Origin of the sequence: Brevibacillus laterosporus LMG 15441 (genome assembly GCF_000219535.2) — a bacterium.
Taxonomy (GTDB): domain Bacteria; phylum Bacillota; class Bacilli; order Brevibacillales; family Brevibacillaceae; genus Brevibacillus_B; species Brevibacillus_B halotolerans.
Map to the genome: position 1 here is coordinate 3,829,048 of NZ_CP007806.1, position 20,034 is coordinate 3,849,081.

Genomic DNA, 20,034 nt, shown 5'->3' on the forward strand with positions numbered 1-20,034 from the left:
GTATGCCCCACAAAAAAACGTTCTTACTAGGGAATTTTTTTCCCTAATAAGAACGTTCTTTGTAAAACCAATGTAATTCGCTTGGAAACGGTGTGACCAAGTAAATTTACTCCGTCACATGTGAAAAGTGTTCGTCAACAATCGTAGCACAACGCTCGCATGTAGTTGGGTGCGATTCCACTGTGCCTACATCTTCTTTTACGACACGGCAGCGTTCGCATTTTCCACCTTCAGCTGCAAGGACAACTACGGAAATGCCTTCAAGCTTAACAGCCTCCGCAGGTGCCTCCGTGCCAGCCTCATGCATTTCAATATCAGCTACAATAAACAGATCTGCTAAATATTCCATATCCATCAGCACTTGATATACTTCCTGCGTGTGTGGATAAAGAACTAATCTAGCATCGACGGAATTACCAAATACTTTGTTGCGGCGCGCTTCTTCCATTGCTTTTAGCACTTCATCGCGCACCTCTAAGAAGGACGTCCATCTTGCCTGCTCTTCTTCGCTGAATAAATGCTGTTCATTTACTTCCGGCATATCGGTAAGCTGTACACTCGCCTCTGTTACACCTGGGATAAACTGCCACACTTCATCTGCTGTATGCGGGATGATCGGTGATAACAATTTCACTAGGTCAAGCAAGATATCATACATAACCGTTTGTGCTGCACGACGCTCTTCGCTATCTGGCGCTTCAACATACAAACGATCCTTAGAGATATCCATATAGAAAGAAGAAAGCTCGATTGTGCAGAAGTTATGCACAGTTTGATATACAGTATGGAATTGATATTCATCGTATGCTTTGCGTGTACGTTTTACCATTTCTGCCGCTTTTGCCAGCATAAAGCGATCTAACTCAGGCAGGCGATCATACTCTACTCGATCTTTCATTGGATCAAAGCCAGCCAGGTTACCAAGCAGGAAGCGGAACGTATTGCGGATTTTACGATAAACCTCTGCATTCTGAGCAAGAATCGCATCAGAGATACGGTGGTCTGATTGATAGTCCACTGAGGATACCCATAGGCGTAAAATATCAGCACCTAGCTTGTCTGTTACTTCTTTTGGAACAATCGTATTACCAAGTGATTTGGACATCTTGCGTCCTTCACCATCCAATGTGAAACCATGGCTTAGGATGCTTTTATATGGTGCCTTGCCATGAACAGCTACTGAAGTAGATAAAGAAGAGTTAAACCAGCCGCGATATTGGTCAGAACCCTCCAGATATAAATCAGCAGGCCAGCTTAAATTGTCGCGTTGACGCAATACTGCTTCATGGGAGGAACCTGAATCGAACCAAACATCCATGATATCTGTTTCTTTACGGAATTCTTTGCAACCGCAATCGCAAGTCAATCCTGCTGGAATTAGATCAGCCGCTTCACGGGCAAACCACACGCCAGAGCCTTCTTTAGCAAACAAGTTAGCGATATGATCAATAGTTTGTTCATTGATAATTGGTTCGTTGCATGCTTTACAATAGAAGATTGGAATTGGTACACCCCAAACACGCTGACGTGAAATGCACCAGTCATTGCGATCTGCCACCATATTAGCAAGACGTGTCTCGCCCCAATGCGGAGTCCATTTCACCTCTTTAATAGCTTCAAGCATTTGGCTACGGAAGCCTTCTACCGACGCAAACCACTGCTCTGTCGCACGGAAAATGATTGGTTTTTTCGTACGCCAGTCATGTGGATAGGAGTGAGTGATGAAGCTTAATTTTAACAAAGCTCCGTTTTCTTTCAGTTTTTCAGATACCACTTTATTAGCATCTTCATAGAACAAGCCTTCGAAGCCTGGTGCTTCCTGTGTCATCTTTCCTTCATGATCGACTGGGCATAGTACTTCGATATTATATTTCTTAGAAACGTTAAAGTCGTCTTCCCCGTGTCCTGGTGCGGTATGAACACAACCTGTACCAGCGTCTAATGTAACGTGATCACCCAAAATGATTGGGGAAATACGGTCGTAGAATGGATGCTGTGTCTCAATTCCTTCTAAATCAGAGCCTTTAAAGGTTTGGACAGTCTCTACTTGCTCCCAGCCAATTTCTTTTGTTACGGATTCTACTAGACCAGAAGCTACTACATATTTATTTCCATCTGCAATCACTACACTATATTCCAAATCGGGATTTAGTGAGATAGCCTTGTTAGCTGGGAGTGTCCAAGGAGTAGTTGTCCAGATGATGACACCCGTATCCTGATCTAATTTACCTTTTCCATCCTTCACCATGAAACGCACGTAGATTGAAGCAGAACGCTTATCATGGTATTCGATTTCTGCATCTGCTAATGCTGTTTCAGAGGATGGAGACCAGTATACGCAACGCAGACCTTTGTAGATATAGCCTTTTGTAGCCATGGCACCAAACACTCGAATTTGGGCTGCTTCATATTCAGGTAGTAATGTTACATAAGGGTTTTCCCAATCGCCACGAATACCCAAACGTTTAAATTGATCACGTTGTTTATTTACATAGCTCCAAGCGTATTCTTCACAACGTTTACGGAAGTCGTTTACTTCGATGTTTCGGCGATCTAATTTTTGTGCGTTTACAATCGCTTGTTCAATTGGCAAGCCATGCGTATCCCAACCTGGAATATATGGAGCATAAAAACCAGCCATGGATTTGTAGCGTACGATAATATCCTTTAATGTTTTATTTAAAGAATGACCAATATGGATATCTCCGTTCGCGTAAGGAGGACCATCATGTAGGATAAAGCTTGGGCGATCCTTAGTACGCTCCAAAACCTGTTTATAGATGTCCATTTCTTCCCATCTTGCTTCTACTTCTGGCTCACGAACTGGCAAATTTCCACGCATCGGAAATTCGGTTTTTGGCAGGTTAAGCGTTTTTCCATAATCGATACTCATCTGTATTCACTCCTTGATTATAGTTACGATACCAGTTTTATTGCCGGGTGATTACAGGCTATTTAGCATATACAGCTATTTTTTTCCAACAAAAAAAGCCTTTCTAATCCCCGTAGGGACGAGAAAAGCTTCCCGTGGTACCACCCTAATAAACATGATATGGCAAGTTGCCCCTGCTGTTTCATGTCCACTCATTTCATTCGTAACGTGAATGTAACGCTCACCTACTCACATCATGCTGGACGCTTTCAGGTATGAACTCCTGGGTGATTTTCGAGGAGCAGCTCCGTCCAAGCTTTCACCACCGCCTGGCTCTCTGTTACGGATGTTGGCACCTTTACTATCCCGATCATCGTTGTTTGATATATGGGTAAAAACTGAATAAAAACTTGCTATACATTATAATTCCATCTTTGACAGAACGTCAATGCTTTATTCCGTTAGTTATCCTTCATAGGAAGAATCCATTTTTTGCAAATCGTCCCAATCGCCATTTTCCAGCATTTCCAATTGTGCTTCGAGCAATGTGCGAAAACGCATGCGATAGACAGAAGCGCGTTTTTTCAGCTCCTCAATCTCAATTGCTACCTTGCGTGATTTAGCCAAGGCTTCATTGATAATTCGATCGGCATTTTTTTCAGCTTCTTTTAAGATAAGCTGTGCTTCCTTGCGAGCATTGTTTCTCACTTCTTCTGCTGTTTCTTGAGCAACTAGGATTGATTTGCTCAAATTCTCTTCTAAGTTCTTATAATGGTCCAAACGCTCTGTTAATAGAGACATACGCTCTTCGATTTCCCTTTTTTCCTTGATCATAAGCTCGAAGTCTTTTATGATTTGGTCCAAGAACTCATTGACTTCATCCACATTATAACCGCGGAAACCGGAACTAAATTCCTTGTTATGTATATCAAGAGGCGTTAATGGCATAGACAGTTCCTCACTTTCCCCGTTTTCTTATGTTGGCAAGTTACCCCATGTTTTCGACAGTTTCTATAAAAATTCCTGCCTTGGCTCGGGAAAAATGCACGTAATCATGAAAAAATAAAAGCTGTCAGACGTAAACGACCACTCTTAGTTGGCCCGGTTACCTCTGTAATTTCAAATCGACCAAAGCCACCAAGCGAAATCATATCACCTTGAGCAATACTATGCGAGGGGTCTTCGACGATTTTATGATTGACTTTGCATTTTCCAGCACGAATGGGGAGCAACGCCTTCGCTCTCGAAAGCTTACATACCTCTCCAATGATAGCATCAAGTCTAGCGGACATTACGGTAAAGGTTTTATTTGTTCCTTTTTTCTCAGGTACGGTAAGTTCAGCAAAAGATATCTCTTGCAAGCTAACGGGAATCCTATGGATAGAAGCAACCTGCATTCGCACAAAATCTGCTATTTCTTCGGCTACCACTGTTTGACACGAATGTTCGCTAACCAAGATATCACCGAACTTTTCACGTTTTATGCCTACATGCAGCAATGCTCCCATGACATCCCGATGCTCCCATGCAATAAAACGTTGGTTACCCTTAATTTCGAACAAGCGCAAGCCAAAATCGACATCCTCAGGTACGATATAGGAAGGATGCAACAGGGCACGTACCCTCTCTGCACCATCGTATCCCCCGGATGCCGATACTCTGACGTCCTGTACTTGTGAAGTAAGACTTTGTAGAATAAAAAGCTGGCGTGGATCAAGGAAATCCGTCAAGCGTATGATTTGCCGCTCATCCACTAGCCTTAGCATTTCCAGCGCCCGTTCTACGAATGGATATTCTTCTTTTTTAAAGTGATGGTAAATACTCATCTACAAATCGCTCTCTTTACAAGAACCTACTCAATAAAGAAAAAAGGCCCTCTCTAGCAAAATACAATGCAATCATGGCAACCATTGGGGATAGGTCAATAAAGCCAAGCGGCGGAATGAAACGGCGGAAAATAGATAGATAAGGCTCTACCAATCGTTCCAGCAATTGACCAATAGACGTTTCCCTCATTTGTGGCACCCATGACATAAAGACATAGGCAATTACCATGTAAAAGTAGATTTGAAACGCAAAATTAATAATTGCAACCAATGTATACATCTGTTCACCTCAGTAACTTGATGTCTTACTCTTCTACTATTACGCTTGAAATGGTTCCCTGGATATCTACATGATCAGGCGTGCAAACAAAAATTTGTTCTCCTACCTTTTGGATATCCCCATTCAAGGCATAGACCGTGCCACTGAGGAAATCAATAATGCGTTTTGCCTGATCGTTCTCCACACGTTGTAAATTAACTACAACAGGTCTTCTATTTCGCAAGCTATCTGCGATATCCTGGGCATCGCTATAATGACGCGGTTCAAATAGCATGAGCCTAATACCTTCCCGGTCTCTGGCTGCATGCAGGCTCACCACATTGCTTCCCGCTGATGATTTCTGGCCATTTTTCTTAGGAGGAGCTTCCTGTTCACGATCTTCTTCCACATATTCTTCTACGTACTCTTCATTTTCCAGACCAAAAAAATTCATAAGTTTATTCATGACACCCAAATTCCTTCCTCCTCTCCGGACAAAGCCGCGCTTATTCTGCTATTCCGGTTGCACGAGTACGGAGCCCAGCCGCACAAACGTGGCTCCTTCTTCAATTGCGATCTCAAAATCTCCTGACATGCCCATGGATAATTCTTGGACAGTCACTCGAGGTAAATTGCATTCTTTGAGTCGTTGTTGCCATTCGCGCAAGCCCCGAAACACGTACCGAATCTCTTCGGGGTCTTCTGTTTGCGGTGCCATGGTCATTAATCCATCAACGCTTATGTGTTCCATATTACTAATTTCTTTGACAAAAGCCAAGACATCATCTGGATGTAAACCAAATTTTGTTTCCTCTTGGGAAATATTTATTTGTAAAAAGCAAGAAACAACGATTCCTAGCTTACTAGCACGTTTTTCTATTTCTTGAGCCAACGATAATCTGTCTAGGGAATGTATGTAAGTAAAACGCCCCACTACATCTTTGATCTTGTTTGTTTGTAAATGACCGATATAGTGCCAAACCGCCTTGTCTTTATACGCTTCGTACTTTGGAAGGGCATCTTGAATCCGATTTTCCCCGATGTGGGTTAGCCCAGCGGCGATAATTTCCCCGATTGCGGGTGTATCTACATATTTCGTCACAGCTACGACTTTTACCTCTTCACGCTGACGATTTGACCGTTTACAAGCTGCCGATATTTTCTGTTCGATATCGACCAAACGCTGTTCAACTGTAGCTTTTGCTACCATTCTAGTCATGTTGTTTGCTCCCTCCATCCAATAAATGAAGCCATTCTACCTGTGTTCCCTCGATCCTTTCGATGCGAAAAAAACAAATCGTTGCGACAACTTGTGCAATAATGTGTCGTACTAATATGATCGGCAGGAACTCCCGCCTCTTCCACTATTACTTGATTTAACCGGCGTAAATCTAGCATGTAATGACTGGTTTTGTGACTAGGCTGTACAGCTTGCTCCCAGCTAGAAGCCGCTGTACGAGCCTGCTGCATCACGCGCTCGTCCACTTCATAGCAGCAGGCCCCGATACTAGGTCCAATTGCTACATAGATATCCTCTGGGTTCGATTGATACTCCCGACGAAAAGCCTCTATCATTTCCCGTCCAATTAAGGAAACCGTACCCTTCCATCCTGCATGAGCCAGTCCTATCGCATTGCGGATTGGGTCAAGAAAAAAGAGAGGGACACAATCCGCATAAAAGGAGGTTAAGAAAACCCCTTGCTCAGTGGTATATAAGCCATCTGTATTTGTAATGACACTCTCTAAACTATCTCTGCCGGCTCCCATCTGGCCGGCAGAAATTTTGGTTACTTTATTACCGTGAATCTGATCAGCGCAGGTCCATGTTTCAAACGAAAATCCCTGCTGATCAGCTAGTTGTTGGCGATTTTTAATGACATGGTTAGGATCATCTCCCACATGTAATCCCATATTACACACTTGTGGACTATCCGTATTCTGTATCCCCCACCTTGTCGTAAATCCTGCTGTTAGTCCAGGATAAGCAGACTCCCATTTCTTTAGATGCAGAGTGTGAGTCGTATTGTTTAACTGAAATGGCTCCATGTATCTGCTCTCCTCTCATATTACCCTATCTAATATCTTACTGGTTTTGTATCGGTCAGGGCAAGTAAATCACTCTGATTTTTGTGATATCTGTTTTGCTTTTCGTCAATCTTTTAGGAAAGCTCCTCATCAGCATGCTTGGACTCCAGTTTAAGGGGTTCCTCTACTCGAACCAGTACAACATCCTTCCCAATCTTAACAATATTTCGCCAAGGAATAACATACTCATTTGAGCCTGAAAACAATCCGAAGAAACGGCCTTCACCCGGAACGACAATCGCCTCGACGCGCCCTGCCTTTAAATCGATTTCTAAATCAGAAATTTGCCCTAACCGCTTCCCATCTATAATGTTAACGACTTCCTTGATTTGAAATTCTGAAATTTTCACCATAGGAATTCACCACTCTTTCTTTTCAACTACTCGCCTTCAAGCCCTCGCTATTATGTATATGTGCCTTTCGTTTTAAAAAGTAGTTCCATTAAAAATAGCCCTGTTCAAGCAATATGTTATCACTTGAACAAGGCATGGGTATAAAGCCTGCTATAATTCTGCCAATGGGAACTGGCCTTTCGTTCATTCTTTTGGTGCTATATCAGCTAGGATTGAACATGCTTTTGCATATGGGAAATCGCCGCTTTTTCCAATCTTGAGACCTGTGCTTGCGATATCCCAATTTCCTCTGCTACCTCCATCTGGGTTTTTCCTTCATAGAAGCGCATGGACAAAATCATTTTTTCTCGATCCCCTAAACGTTGCATACCTTCCCGAAGAGCAATCTCTTCAACCCAGAAGATATCCTTGTTTTTTTCATCGCTGATCTGATCCATTACAAAGATAGGATCTCCTCCGTCCTGATAGATCGGTTCAAATAAAGAAACGGGGTCCTGAATGGCATCGAGAGCAAACACGACATCCTCTTTCGATACATTTAAGGCATTAGAAATTTCCACGATGGTGGGTTCGCGAGAGTGCTTATTCGTCAAACTGTCGCGTACTTGCAACGCTTTATAAGCAATATCTCGCAGGGAACGCGATACGCGAATTGGATTGTTATCGCGCAGGTATCGTCTGATTTCTCCTATAATCATTGGAACAGCATATGTCGAAAATTTAACGTTCTGCCCAAGATCAAAGTTGTCAATCGCCTTCATCAAACCGATACATCCCACCTGAAACAGATCGTCTACATATTCTCCCCGATTATTAAACCGTTGAATAACACTTAACACCAGACGTAGGTTCCCATTCACCAACTTTTCTCTGGCAGAGTGCTCACCGCTCTGTAATCGTTCAAAGAGCTCCCGCATTTCTTTGTTGTTTAGTACCGGAAGCTTTGAAGTGTCTACTCCACAAATCTCAACCTTGTTGCGCGACACACCATTCCCTCCTCAGAGAAAAAAAGTCCCTATCCGTATGTACTCCGCCTTATTGCCCTCTCACTTTTGCATGCAAGAAAAAGGAGCAAATGATCCCTTATTAAAAAACAGGGCGGCAGGGAAAATGGTTTTGTGAAAACCACTTTCTGGTATGGATAGGAACAGTATTTCCAGAGGTTCATAAATTATGCGTCACACCATTTTGTTAAATTCTTTTCGTAGTCGTTTGATTATTCGCTTTTCTAAACGCGAAATATACGATTGTGAGATACCTAAGAGATCAGCTACATCCTTTTGCGTCTTCTCCTCTTCCCCAGCTAATCCAAAACGTAATTCCATAATCACCCGCTCTCGGTCAGAGAGCTTGTCGAGCGCTTTATGCAATAATTTTCTGTCCACCTGATCCTCAATATTTTTGTAGATCGTATCATTTTCTGTGCCCAGAACGTCCGAGAGCAATAGCTCATTTCCATCCCAATCAATATTTAAAGGTTCATCAAATGATACTTCTGAACGTATCTTATTATTACGACGCAAATACATAAGAATCTCGTTTTCAATACACCGAGAAGCATAGGTAGCCAGTTTGATGTTTTTTTCAGGATCAAAAGTATTCACTGCTTTAATTAGACCAATCGTCCCAATACTAACCAAATCCTCAATGTTAATACCCGTATTTTCAAATTTTCGGGCAATATAAACAACTAGGCGTAGATTGCGTTCAATCAACATACTTCGAACGGCTCCATCACCGGATGGAAGGCGAGCGAGCAAGACTTCTTCTTCTTCGCGCGTTAGGGGCGGGGGAAGCGCTTCACTGCCACCTATGTAATAGATTTCTTCTGCTTTCACTCCAATTTTGAGCAAAATGCGATACCACATTAATTGGACATATAGACGAATTTTTACGTACATGCTAGCCCTCCTGTTCTAATGATGATGTATGAATTCCTTTTATCTTGTTAGCTGGTTGAACTGGTTCAATATCATGGGTGACTTCATTTATTTCTTGGCGTTGAATTAATGCGGGATGCACAATCGATTCATATCTGCCGTCTGCTGATAATGCAATGGGGTTTAATCCAATTAATACACGTTCTGAAGCGAGGCGCAGCCCATTGTGTATTACTGTCACCTGCTCCGGCCGAATGGCTACCATGAAATCCATTCCCCTAGACACACTCCGAAACGGTACGAGGCGTAGTTTCCCTTGCCACTGTAGCGGAAGTTCATCCAGTGTTTTCTCCAGTCTCGGAAGTTTATCCCCCTCCTCTCTTGCTACTTCTAAAATAGGTAATGGCAAAACTTGTTCAAATAATCGAGACTCCATAACCATGACTGGGATACGCGTTATGGGTTCATGTAATTGGTTGCCCGTATCAACCAATCCCCGGCATATAATTACTTGACTGGAGATTTTCACCTCTACCTCCACTAAAAATGCTTCTATTTTTCGTGGCTCCTGAATTGACTGATAGCTTTTCCTGCTTAGCAGAAATACCAGTACAATCCCTAGACACACGATCAGTAATGTTGGCTTAGTTCCTACTCCAAAACTATCGTTATGAGTCACTAAGATGCCTTGGATGATTTCATGTTGACTCGTAGTCAATAGAGTAAGGGCATATACGCCTCCTCCAAAAACAAAGGAAACAAAATAAAAAATAGCCAGATGATGTAGAAAGTGTGTAAGTCGCTTAAAACCAAATGCAATCCATAAAATAAATAGAGAGAAAAGTAGCTTTGTAAACCACGCATATATTCCTGAAAAGGCTGGAAAAAAGTAAAAGGCCACATAACAGCTTCCTACTGCTGATGCAAGCAACAATCTCCACCAAATAATCCGTTCTTTTCGAAAAAAAGCGGTAAACCATAATAATAAGGCATCAATTACAAAATTCAGGAGTAGAATGATATCCAGATAGACGACCATGTACTGTCTTCACCTCCGTCTGGCAAAAACAGTATATCTCAATGTATATGTAAAGTCTGTCAAAACTTGACCGCATTTTTTCCCTTTTTTTGTTGAAAAAACAAGGCGAGGTAATCCTGTTTTCCTTGACAATAGGCTGGGTTACTGATCAATAGAATTCTGACCTAAAATCAATCGCCCTTGCTTATAAAAAAGAAAAGAAAGCCTTCAGCAGATTCTAGTAAACTCATTTCTTAAAGTAGAGTTGGAAAGGATGAAAAGGAAATGACAATTCAACTACATATAAAGGCTGCTCCCTTTTCTGCAGCAGCCTTTATTAACATTTTTCAAAAATAAAGTTTTTTAATTTAATATGCTATAAATAAAATAACAAAAAAACCTTGCTCTCTTTACAGAAAACAAGGTTTTTCTATGTTTGTTAGTTGTAGATGAAGCTTTCTTCTTCCTCTACACTATTTTATCTGATTGATTATTTCTTACGACGACGATTACGCAAGAATGCCGGGATGTCTAGATTATCCAAGTTGCTTAGATTAATAGACTTGTCTTCTTCCATTTCACGAGAACGTGAAGGAACAGATGGTTGTTGCGGTGCTGCGCTACGAGTAGCTTGTTGTTGTAGCTCAGCCTGCGGGCGGCGGGTTGCCGCTGCAACATGGCGTTGGTTATCAGCAAAACCAGTTGCGATTACTGTTACTAGGATTTCATTTTTTAGATCTTCGTTAATAACCGCACCGAAAATCATGTTTACTTCTGGGTCCGCTGCAGAGGAAACAATATCGGCTGCTTCATTTACCTCATACAAGCTCAAGCTAGTACCACCCGTAATGTTCATAAGTACACCACGAGCTCCATCAATAGATGTTTCTAGTAATGGACTGGAGATTGCTTTACGTGCGGCCTCTGCTGCACGATTTTCTCCACTAGCGACACCAATACCCATAAGAGCCGATCCACGCTCGGTCATGATGGTTTTGACATCAGCAAAGTCAAGGTTAATCAAACCAGGGGTTGCAATCAAATCAGAGATACCCTGTACACCTTGACTTAGTACATTATCAGCTGTTCGGAAAGCTTCTAGCATAGGCGTATTTTTATCAACGATTTCAAGTAGACGATCATTTGGAATAACAATGAGTGTATCTACTTTTTCTTTTAAAGCAGCAATACCCGCTTCAGCTTGCAAAGAGCGTTTGCGTCCTTCAAAGGAGAACGGTCTTGTTACTACCCCAACTGTTAAAGCACCTAATTCTTTAGCAATTTCAGCAATCACAGGGGCTGCACCAGTACCGGTACCTCCACCCATTCCTGCAGTAACAAATACCATATCAGACCCGCGCAGTGCATTCTCAACCAATTCGCGGCTTTCCTCTGCTGCCTTCTTACCTACATCAGGGTTCGCACCTGCACCAAGACCACGTGTCAGCTTCTCCCCGATTTGTAGCTTGATATCAGCGTTAGACAGGTGTAGCGCCTGGGCATCAGTATTCACCGTAATGAATTCAACACCTTTTACTCCGCCTGCAATCATTCGGTTTACAGCATTGCTGCCACCGCCGCCACAACCAATAACCTTGATTTGCGCTAATTGTTCCATATCCAAGTCAAATTCGAGCATCTTGAAAGTTCCTCCTCATTCATTCATACACGCTTTTCTCAATTTTGTTAAAAACCCGTTGTTGTAGGACGACGGGGCGAATTTTATTGAACTTCTTTATCTGTTCGGTTGGTTTGTTTAAATGAATTCGCTAAACCAATTCTTCATCTTTTCAATGAAATTCCCTTGAGAATCCCGTTTCGGTGCTGAAGGTGCCGGACGGCTTGCCGCTTTTGCAGGGGCAGGCTTCTTGGCCGTATAATTCGTCAGCATCGAGGCATATTGAATGAGGCCCACACCGATGGTATATCCCGGGTCACGCACACCAATATAATCCGGTATAGCAATCCGGACAGGTGCTGCCAGCTCTTCATTGGCAAGCTCCAACATCCCCGGCATGCAAACCGTTCCACCGGTTAAAACATATCCACCAGCGATTTCATCATGGAACCCAAGACGATACACTTCGTCTTCAATCAAATTGAAAATCTCTGCGGCACGTGGTTCGATAATATTGGCAAGATCGACTTGAGTGAATTGTTTTTCCACTTCGCTGCCGATACGCGTTACCTTGAATTTTTCTTCATCGGATGCTTCATCAATCAGAGCACATCCATGTTTTCGTTTCATTTTTTCTGCCACTTCTGTATGTGTGCGTAAACCGAGAGCAATATCATTGGTGATATGGTCTCCACCGATTGCGAGGGTGGAAGTAGCTACTAATTGACCCTGTTCAAAGATTGCGATGGTGGTCGAGCCCGCGCCAATATCAACTAGAACAACACCTAGATTCTTATCGTCCTTAGTCAATGCGACCGAGCTTGCAGCCAATGGTTGCAAAAAGATACCCGCAACTTGCAAATCAGCTCGTTGTGCACATCGTACAACATTGTGGATCACTGTTTTGGATCCGGTGACAATAGTCCCCTCCATCTCAAGACGAACGCCGATCATTCCCCGAGGATCTTTTATCTTTCCTAACCCATCAACAACAAATTCCGTCGGTACGACATCGATAATTTCACGATCTGGCGGAAGTGCGACAACCTTTGCAGCTTGAACGACACGATCAATATCCTCTTCACGAATCTCGCGGTCTTCACTGGAAACGGCTACCACGCCCTGCGTTTCGAATAGCTCTATATGGGTGCCAGAGATTCCGACATAAACGTCTTCAATTGTTACCCCTACCATACGTTCAGCATGATCGACTGCTTCTCGGATTGCATGCACGGTTTGGTCGATATCTACAATAGTTCCTCTGCTAATGCCTTCTGAATGGGATTGGCCTACACCAATAATATTGATATTACCGTTATTTACTTCCCCAATCATAACGCGTACTTTAGAGGTACCAATATCGATGCTGACAATAAGATCATTTTGACTGTTTACCAAACCAGTGACACCTCCCCTAGTTCAACTTGTACTTTAAATAAGTGATGACATCTGCATATTTTATTCCACACAGGATACCCATTCCCTTTTTTTTCTTACAATCTTTTTTAAAAATCACAATGGTAATTGTAACCAAGTTATAATTTGGTTGAACCCGATGCTTAATTATTTACACATCACGCTTATTTAACCATTTCGCCAGCAGAATGCGACGAATGATAGCCAGATTATTAAATAAACGTACCCCAAATGCAACAATCGCTGCCATGTATAGATCAATACCAAGAAAAGCTCCTAAAAAGGCTAGTCCAGCGGCAAACAGCGTATTGAAAAAGAACCCAGATAAAAAGACCCGAACATTAAACACTCGCTCCAAATAAGACCGAATGCCACCAAAAATCGTATCCAAACCAGCTAACAATGCAATTGATACATAGCTGCTATATTCTTGAGGTACATTGATGTTTAGATAAAATCCCGCTATTACTCCTGCAATCAAACCTACAATCGGCAACCACATTATTATGAATCTCCTTTTGACTTCACCGGTTTCATGAACCGCATCTGCTTGTTCCCTGTGAACGGCGGGATAATTAGATGATCCTGTGCTTCCATTTTTACAATTTTATTCATCGATTGAAACGTGCTTTCAACACCTTCAAGCTTCATGCTGCTCAGTAAGGTTTCTGGGTCTCCAAGTGCCTTAATTTCATAAGGCAAGCGGATCGTTTTTGTATCCACTTGGATTTCTTCGCTTACATTTCGGATTGAACTATTAGAAATAAGTCGATTATTATTAATAGCAATCACAGTAGCTCCATTTGCTAAAAGCTCATTGGTCAGCCAGCGTAAGTCAACATCAAGCATCAAATTCGATGCTGATTCGTGTGGAGCGTCTCCTTCCCACTGATTGCCAGGTGGCAGCTCCATGTTTTCAATACGAATGATAATACCTTTTCCTTCTACAACATCAAGACCTGCTAATTTTTTTGTTCGGTTTAATTCTTCTTTCATAACACCGATTGTCTCTACAGAACTTAGGGATGCTTCATATTGGGCTAAAAGTTCTCCCTGTTTAGATATATCGGCTAAAAGGTTCTTACTTTTTTCTTGTTCTTTCAGTAGAGCTTTACGAAGTTCAATCACACTTCTCGCATCCGCTTGTTTAGGATGTTTTGTGCTCTGAATTTGGGTTGCTAGCATAATTCCTATGATAGCACTAATAATGGTTAATATAAACGTAATTTTACGGTTTTCCAGCATGGTATCACCTGTTAGGAGGAAGAGCTTGTTCCCATTTTCACATCACCTACAAAAGCAGGTAGTTCAATGGAATCTTTCTTCGCTGTTTCAATTTTTATAAACCCTTCAAAAGAATCAATCACCCCGCCTGGTAAATGAAGCGCTCCTTCTAAAGTAACAGGGTCTCCCACTGCTTTAATCACAAAGGGCGCTGCTGATTTTACCCCGTTTACAATCACAGTAGGTCCAACGCAACGAATCGAGGAGCTGGTGACCAGGCGTTGGTCATTCACACTGATCCCCTCTGCTCCAGCAACAAATAGCTCATTAACCACTCTCCAAATGTCTTGTTCATGTACGATATTTTGTACAACATTCGTGCTAATTGGACTAGGGTTATCTCGAAGGGTAACCATTACACCAGCTCCTGTCGCTGGTACCGTTCCGGCTAGCATACGCGCGCGGTCTAGTGCTGTTAAAAGAGCTGCCGCTTCTGATTGATGATTGGCCATTGCTGTCTCTACCTGAGATATTTTACGCTGCGTATCTGCATATTGCTGCTCAAGTGCCCGATTCTTTTCCCGTTCTGCAATAATGCGTTCATTCAACTTGGTTTCCTGTTGAAATTCTTTTTCTGTTTGCACCACTTTTTTATGTAGCTGGGTCAGCTCGATGGAGTTAGCCATCAGAAATCCGGTACTAAACATGACCAGCGTAAGATAAACATGAAATTTCCTAACTCGCATGCCTTTTGTCACCTTTCATTTTCCTTCTAGACACTTACTAGACACTTAGCTGGCTTTATTAGTTGCTTGAACTCCTCGATTTTTATTCAAAAGATGTGGTCGGTTGTTCTGTTGAATCGGTATTTTGGTTCCGATTAGCCGCGTTGGTACTTTGGCTATTGTTTTGGTTCTGGTTTGGGTTTGGGTTTTGGTTCTGGTTTTGATTCTCATTCTGGCTATTGCCTGTGCCCTGATTATTTAGGCCCGCGTTATTCGAGCTTCCTTCATTTTGGTTACCATTTCCATTATTCTGAATGTCATTTTGTCGATTGTTTGTATTTTGTCCATTCTGCTGGTTCCGATTATTTGGATCGTTGTTGTCCGTTGTTTGCGAAGATTGATCCTGCGTTCGATTTTGTGTATCTCCATTAGCAGACGTGTCTGTCCCTGACTCATTTATTAAGCTACCATCAGGATTTGTTAGCTGCTGTAATTGTTGTTGGTTCGTCACATGATAACTGTATTCCTCAAACCACGTCACATCTAAAAGGTTAACAATTCCTTTTTGCCCCTTGGGAATCTCCTGCACAATAGAGGGGTACCAGGGCAGTTTTTTCTTTAGCTGCGAGAGAGTGCTACGAATTTCATTTCCATCGCGCATATTTAGCACCACTTGCTGACTATCATATTTAGTAGGTATTAGCGATAGATCAGAGATTTGGTGGAGAACCCCGCCTTGTAATGAAATAAGAGCTTCGGCTAACTGCTTTAACATTTTTGGATCTTTACTAGACCAAGATTGAATGATAGGTCTGTCCATCATAAGAGTTTGGGTTGGGGGAGTTAAAATCGTCCCATCCTCTAATAAATAGCCCGGCTGCTTTTGTCCATTTACATACAAAGCTGTTCGGCGGTATTCTTGAATATTTAACCGAATAACACCGGGGAAATCACGGGAGATCGAGATATCTTTAATGCCCTTTAATGTGGAAATACCTGCTTCCACATCACTATCCCACACATTTAAAAACTGCATGCCGTTAGTAAGAGTAGACGCCTGAATAATCTGCTCCTTCGTGTATAAGATGTTACCATAAACTTGAATATCAGTTACCTTACTGTAAGGAGAGCGGAAGAATACTATACTTAAGACTAGTACGAAAAAGATAGCCAGGATAATAATTAAACGGCGGTTTCCTTTTTTCTTACGTGGTGTAGCATTTTTAACGAGCGGTATTCTGTCGTCTTTATACCTATTCAAATATTCTCCCCCCTACAGTTCGCCATTCCCTATCCATTTACAGCGTGAAAAGCGGCATAACATCCATGCCGCTCCCCCACTTTTGTATGCTTATATGGTTATACGAGAGATAGAAGCACCCAACTGTTGCAGTTGTTTTTCGATACGTTCGTACCCTCGATCTATATGCTGCGTTTGTTCAACAATAGTAGTGCCTTGGGCAGCTAAACCAGCCAATACGAGTGCAGCTCCTGCACGCAGGTCTGTAGCTTCCACTGTAGCCCCATAAAATCTATCCACACCACGGATAAAAGCTGTTCCTAGGTCAACAAAGATGGAAGCACCCATTCTCTCTAATTCAGTCACATGCTTAAATCTGCCTTCGAACACTGTCTCCTTCATCAGACTGGTTCCATCTGCTAAAGACAGAAAAACCATCATCTGCGCTTGCAAATCAGTTGGAAAACCAGGATAGGGAGACGTCATAATGCGATTAATCGCCCGTGGACGAGAAGTGTTTTTTATCTCCATTATATCATGGTATGTTTTGATTTCAACACCGCTCCCACGTACCAATTCAACCAAAGCTGTCAAATGCTCTGGAATTGTATTACTCAGTTCTATATGCCCTTTTGACAATCCTAAAGCTAACAGATGCGTGCCCGTCACGATCCGGTCCGGAATAACACGATAACTGATGGCTCTCAGCCTTGGAACACCGTCAATCTCTATGGTATCCGTTCCTGCTCCGCGGACTTTTGCTCCCATTGAATTTAGGAAATTTTGCAGATCAATGATTTCGGGCTCGCGTGCGGCATTATAAATCCGGGTCGTACCTTTTGCCAAAACAGCAGCCATCATAATATTCTCCGTTGCACCTACACTTGGAAACGTTAAGAATATTTTAGTACCTTCGAGCGCTGGTGAACGGAAAGTAATATAGCCCTCAGCATCAGTGTATTGGGCACCTAAAGCAGCTAGCCCTGAGAGATGAAGGTCAATTCTTCTCTCCCCGATGGCACAGCCTCCTGGGCGTGAAATGGTTACCTCCCCTAGCCGGGCTAACAGTGGCCCCATAAGAAAAATGGAAGAACGCATTTGTCCCATTAAATCTTCAGGCACTTGAGTCTGATTGACACCCGTCGTATCAACCGTGACCATATGATCCTCGTGGCTTACCTTCGCTCCAATTTCGCTCAAAATTTTGAGCATTACTTCTATGTCCTTCAAATGCGGTACATCGTAGATATGAAACTGCCCTTCAGCGAGTACAGTCGCAGCTAGAATTGGCAGAGCAGCATTTTTGGCTCCATGAATCCGTAGCGTTCCGGACAGAGGTTTTCCACCTTCGATAGCAAAAGCTTCCAAACTTTCACCTCCGTGTTACCCCTCGCCGATCACCAAAACCTCCGTATGCAAATCTACGTTAAAGTTTTTCTGTACCGTAGCACGAGCATACTCAATTAAGGTGAGGACGTCGGTCGCCGTGGCCCCTCCTCGATTTACGATGAAGTTAGCATGCATCTCTGATATCTGAGCCCCCCCAATGGTAAAGCCTTTTAGCCCTGACGCTTCAATCAGACGTCCTGCATGATCTCCAGGCGGATTACGGAACACGCTCCCCGCACAAGGCGAGTTGAAAGGTTGCGTACTGAGCCGACGATCTTTAAACTTTGCTAGCGACTTAGCAATCTCTCTGCGGTCACCTGTCTGTAATTGAAGAGTAGCTTCGATAACTATACCCTTGCGTTTCTGCAATAGGGATGTGCGATAGCTAAACTGCATCTCTTCCTTGCTCACTATCTTCGTCTCTCCATCGTTGAAAAGGATTTCGGCACTTGTTAGAATACGTGAAAGATCAGATCCATGCGCCCCGGCATTCATGTAGACAGCTCCTCCAACAGATCCAGGAATCCCGCCTGCAAATTCTAATCCAGTCAAGCCCTGCTTTCCCGCCTCTACTGCTAAGCGTACCATAGAGTACCCTGCACCAACACACACCGTCTCTCCCTGAAACTCGCAGTGACTTAAACCCTGAGCCACCTTAAACACGGCTCCACGTATCCCTCCATCCCTCACTAGAAGGTTGGAACCGCGTCCAATAACAGTCCAGGGAATTTCATGTTGATGGATAATTTGAACCGCTCGAATGAGCGCTTCTTTATCTGTAGGCTGGATCATCAGGTCTGCCGGTCCCCCTATTCGCCATGTCGTATGCTTGGCGAGAGGTTCTTCAACCCATACCTTTCCAACATTTGCTTGTTCTAATGCTTCTGCTACATGCTTCATAAGAACCTCCTGACACAAATGCTAGGTCGGAACTTTTTCAATCACGCGTTTGCTCTCATACTATGCGCATTTCCGATCTAGCGTGACAAACGCCTATTATTAGCGATTTACTACTTTTACTATCTGTTGATAAAGATTACTTGCAGCTTCCGGCATCCCTAATGAGAGTGATGCTTTTTGCATATTGCTCCACTTTTGTTCATCTGTCAACATGCTGTGAAGCGTGGACATCAATTTCTCCGAGGTTAGCTCTTTTTCGACGATAACAGCTGTTGCACCAGCTCTTTCTAGGCCTCGTGCATTTTTCTCCTGATGGTTATTTGTTACATACGGAGATGGAATGAGAATGGACGGAATACCAAGCGCCGTAATCTCTGCTAAAAAAGAAGCCCCAGCTCGATTGATGATGACATGTGTTGCTGCAAGCAGATCTGGCATATGATCGACGTATGGAACCAGCGTAAAGTTGCTTGGTTGGTTTGTCATTTTATCAATCCGTTCCTTTATCGATTCATAATGCACAGCGCCTGTTACATAGACAAAGTGACAGTCAGAATACGTATGAAACTGAGCTAGTGATGCAAGTGTCACCTCATTGATCGCTTTAGCACCGCGACTTCCTCCCACAACAAGCACGATCTTTTTATCGCTTGGTAGCCCTAGCATGCTTCTCCCTTTACTAGGATCGCTATGTATGACTTCCGTAGCTCGCGGATTACCAATATAGCTTGTTTTTTTCTGTGGAAAAAACGGCAGCGACTCCTCAAAAGAGACGGCTATCTGCTTCACATAACGCGATAAAAATTTATTTGTAATCCCAGGTACAATATTTTGTTCGTGAATAATTGTCGGAATACCAAGCTTAGCTGCGGCATACACAACAGGGCCACAGACATAACCTCCTGTACCGATCACCACATCCGGTTTAAATTCTTTGAGCATCCGTTTTGAATCAGATACCGCACGTATAAACTTGAGGATTGTGCGCACATTATCAAAAGAGAGTTTTCGCTTAAAGCCTGCTATCTCTACTGCTTGAAAGGGAATGTTAAACTTAGGAACAATTGTAGATTCCAACCCTTTATGGGTACCAATATACAAAAAGGCAGCTTGCGGTTCATGACGCAAAATTTCTTTTGCAACCGCAAGCGCCGGATAGATGTGCCCTCCAGTTCCTCCCCCTGTTAACACGACTCTCATAATATCACCCATCTCTCTTTATGTTATCT

20 protein-coding genes and 1 other annotated feature are annotated in these 20,034 nt (G+C 42.8%); all 20 genes read right to left on the reverse strand.

What is annotated here, in order from left to right; genetic code table 11:
* Window positions 1–106 precede the first annotated feature (106 nt).
* On the reverse strand, window positions 107–2,887 hold the full coding sequence (gene ileS / locus BRLA_RS16770; RefSeq protein WP_187349327.1) for an isoleucine--tRNA ligase: 2,781 nt from the start codon (window positions 2,885–2,887) through the stop codon (window positions 107–109).
* A gap of 117 nt (window positions 2,888–3,004) precedes the next feature.
* Window positions 3,005–3,255, reverse strand: a binding site (T-box leader).
* An 82-nt stretch (window positions 3,256–3,337) separates the two neighbouring features.
* On the reverse strand, window positions 3,338–3,820 hold the full coding sequence (locus BRLA_RS16775) for a DivIVA domain-containing protein (protein ID WP_003336713.1): 483 nt from the start codon (window positions 3,818–3,820) through the stop codon (window positions 3,338–3,340).
* A gap of 104 nt (window positions 3,821–3,924) precedes the next feature.
* Complete coding sequence (locus BRLA_RS16780; RefSeq protein WP_003336711.1) at window positions 3,925–4,698, reverse strand: YlmH family RNA-binding protein; 774 nt, start codon at window positions 4,696–4,698, stop codon at window positions 3,925–3,927.
* A 16-nt stretch (window positions 4,699–4,714) separates the two neighbouring features.
* Window positions 4,715–4,978: a YggT family protein gene (locus BRLA_RS16785; protein WP_003342671.1), complete on the reverse strand. Its 264-nt coding sequence runs from the start codon at window positions 4,976–4,978 to the stop codon at window positions 4,715–4,717.
* 25 nt (window positions 4,979–5,003) lie between these two features.
* Window positions 5,004–5,432 carry a cell division protein SepF gene (locus tag BRLA_RS16790; protein WP_003336709.1) on the reverse strand — a complete coding sequence of 143 codons (429 nt, stop codon included), beginning with the start codon at window positions 5,430–5,432 and terminating at the stop codon, window positions 5,004–5,006.
* A gap of 39 nt (window positions 5,433–5,471) precedes the next feature.
* Window positions 5,472–6,176 carry a YggS family pyridoxal phosphate-dependent enzyme gene (locus tag BRLA_RS16795; protein ID WP_003336708.1) on the reverse strand — a complete coding sequence of 235 codons (705 nt, stop codon included), beginning with the start codon at window positions 6,174–6,176 and terminating at the stop codon, window positions 5,472–5,474.
* Window positions 6,173–7,003 carry a peptidoglycan editing factor PgeF gene (gene pgeF / locus BRLA_RS16800; RefSeq protein WP_003336707.1) on the reverse strand — a complete coding sequence of 277 codons (831 nt, stop codon included), beginning with the start codon at window positions 7,001–7,003 and terminating at the stop codon, window positions 6,173–6,175. The genes BRLA_RS16795 and pgeF overlap by 4 nt, the downstream gene beginning before the upstream one ends.
* A gap of 113 nt (window positions 7,004–7,116) precedes the next feature.
* On the reverse strand, window positions 7,117–7,395 hold the full coding sequence (locus tag BRLA_RS16805) for a YlmC/YmxH family sporulation protein (protein ID WP_003336706.1): 279 nt from the start codon (window positions 7,393–7,395) through the stop codon (window positions 7,117–7,119).
* 206 nt (window positions 7,396–7,601) lie between these two features.
* Entirely contained in the window at window positions 7,602–8,381 is a 780-nt protein-coding gene (sigG, locus tag BRLA_RS16810; RefSeq protein ID WP_003336705.1) for an RNA polymerase sporulation sigma factor SigG, read from the reverse strand.
* Between the two features lie 192 nt (window positions 8,382–8,573).
* Window positions 8,574–9,296, reverse strand: a complete 723-nt coding sequence (gene sigE / locus BRLA_RS16815) for an RNA polymerase sporulation sigma factor SigE (RefSeq protein WP_003336703.1) — start codon at window positions 9,294–9,296, stop codon at window positions 8,574–8,576.
* A 1-nt stretch (window position 9,297) separates the two neighbouring features.
* Window positions 9,298–10,314 carry a sigma-E processing peptidase SpoIIGA gene (gene spoIIGA, locus BRLA_RS16820; protein ID WP_003336702.1) on the reverse strand — a complete coding sequence of 339 codons (1,017 nt, stop codon included), beginning with the start codon at window positions 10,312–10,314 and terminating at the stop codon, window positions 9,298–9,300.
* 469 nt (window positions 10,315–10,783) lie between these two features.
* On the reverse strand, window positions 10,784–11,932 hold the full coding sequence (gene ftsZ / locus BRLA_RS16825; RefSeq protein ID WP_003336701.1) for a cell division protein FtsZ: 1,149 nt from the start codon (window positions 11,930–11,932) through the stop codon (window positions 10,784–10,786).
* Between the two features lie 117 nt (window positions 11,933–12,049).
* Window positions 12,050–13,309 carry a cell division protein FtsA gene (gene ftsA, locus BRLA_RS16830; protein ID WP_003336700.1) on the reverse strand — a complete coding sequence of 420 codons (1,260 nt, stop codon included), beginning with the start codon at window positions 13,307–13,309 and terminating at the stop codon, window positions 12,050–12,052.
* 169 nt (window positions 13,310–13,478) lie between these two features.
* Window positions 13,479–13,829 (reverse strand): small basic family protein, encoded by a 351-nt coding sequence (locus BRLA_RS16835; RefSeq protein ID WP_003336699.1) that lies wholly within the window; start codon window positions 13,827–13,829, stop codon window positions 13,479–13,481.
* Window positions 13,830–13,831: 2 nt separating this feature from the next.
* Complete coding sequence (locus BRLA_RS16840; RefSeq protein WP_003336698.1) at window positions 13,832–14,572, reverse strand: DUF881 domain-containing protein; 741 nt, start codon at window positions 14,570–14,572, stop codon at window positions 13,832–13,834.
* An 11-nt stretch (window positions 14,573–14,583) separates the two neighbouring features.
* Window positions 14,584–15,297 carry a DUF881 domain-containing protein gene (locus tag BRLA_RS16845; protein WP_003336697.1) on the reverse strand — a complete coding sequence of 238 codons (714 nt, stop codon included), beginning with the start codon at window positions 15,295–15,297 and terminating at the stop codon, window positions 14,584–14,586.
* An 82-nt stretch (window positions 15,298–15,379) separates the two neighbouring features.
* Window positions 15,380–16,537, reverse strand: coding sequence for a cell division protein FtsQ/DivIB (locus BRLA_RS16850; RefSeq protein WP_003336696.1), 1,158 nt, complete (start codon window positions 16,535–16,537; stop codon window positions 15,380–15,382).
* A 90-nt stretch (window positions 16,538–16,627) separates the two neighbouring features.
* The gene (murA, locus tag BRLA_RS16855; protein WP_003336695.1) at window positions 16,628–17,884 is read right to left on the reverse strand and encodes a UDP-N-acetylglucosamine 1-carboxyvinyltransferase; all 1,257 of its coding nucleotides are present in this window, start codon (window positions 17,882–17,884) and stop codon (window positions 16,628–16,630) included.
* A 15-nt stretch (window positions 17,885–17,899) separates the two neighbouring features.
* Window positions 17,900–18,805, reverse strand: a complete 906-nt coding sequence (gene murB / locus BRLA_RS16860; RefSeq protein ID WP_003336694.1) for a UDP-N-acetylmuramate dehydrogenase — start codon at window positions 18,803–18,805, stop codon at window positions 17,900–17,902.
* 99 nt (window positions 18,806–18,904) lie between these two features.
* The gene (gene murG, locus BRLA_RS16865; RefSeq protein WP_003336693.1) at window positions 18,905–20,005 is read right to left on the reverse strand and encodes an undecaprenyldiphospho-muramoylpentapeptide beta-N-acetylglucosaminyltransferase; all 1,101 of its coding nucleotides are present in this window, start codon (window positions 20,003–20,005) and stop codon (window positions 18,905–18,907) included.
* Window positions 20,006–20,034: the final 29 nt, after the last annotated feature.

Excerpts from the sequence above, each read along its gene's own strand:
- BRLA_RS16775 (WP_003336713.1), bottom strand. The coding sequence starts at position 3,820 with ATGCCATTAACGCCTCTTGATATACATAACAAGGAATTTAGTTCCGGT.
- BRLA_RS16780 (WP_003336711.1), bottom strand. The coding sequence starts at position 4,698 with ATGAGTATTTACCATCACTTTAAAAAAGAAGAATATCCATTCGTAGAA.
- BRLA_RS16845 (WP_003336697.1), bottom strand. The coding sequence starts at position 15,297 with ATGCGAGTTAGGAAATTTCATGTTTATCTTACGCTGGTCATGTTTAGT.
- pgeF (WP_003336707.1), bottom strand. The coding sequence starts at position 7,003 with ATGGAGCCATTTCAGTTAAACAATACGACTCACACTCTGCATCTAAAG.
- BRLA_RS16795 (WP_003336708.1), bottom strand. The coding sequence starts at position 6,176 with ATGACTAGAATGGTAGCAAAAGCTACAGTTGAACAGCGTTTGGTCGAT.
- murB (WP_003336694.1), bottom strand. The coding sequence starts at position 18,805 with ATGAAGCATGTAGCAGAAGCATTAGAACAAGCAAATGTTGGAAAGGTA.
- sigE (WP_003336703.1), bottom strand. The coding sequence starts at position 9,296 with ATGTACGTAAAAATTCGTCTATATGTCCAATTAATGTGGTATCGCATT.
- spoIIGA (WP_003336702.1), bottom strand. The coding sequence starts at position 10,314 with ATGGTCGTCTATCTGGATATCATTCTACTCCTGAATTTTGTAATTGAT.
- BRLA_RS16805 (WP_003336706.1), bottom strand. The coding sequence starts at position 7,395 with ATGGTGAAAATTTCAGAATTTCAAATCAAGGAAGTCGTTAACATTATA.
- BRLA_RS16785 (WP_003342671.1), bottom strand. The coding sequence starts at position 4,978 with ATGTATACATTGGTTGCAATTATTAATTTTGCGTTTCAAATCTACTTT.
- ftsZ (WP_003336701.1), bottom strand. The coding sequence starts at position 11,932 with ATGCTCGAATTTGACTTGGATATGGAACAATTAGCGCAAATCAAGGTT.
- BRLA_RS16840 (WP_003336698.1), bottom strand. The coding sequence starts at position 14,572 with ATGCTGGAAAACCGTAAAATTACGTTTATATTAACCATTATTAGTGCT.
- BRLA_RS16835 (WP_003336699.1), bottom strand. The coding sequence starts at position 13,829 with ATGTGGTTGCCGATTGTAGGTTTGATTGCAGGAGTAATAGCGGGATTT.
- murG (WP_003336693.1), bottom strand. The coding sequence starts at position 20,005 with ATGAGAGTCGTGTTAACAGGGGGAGGAACTGGAGGGCACATCTATCCG.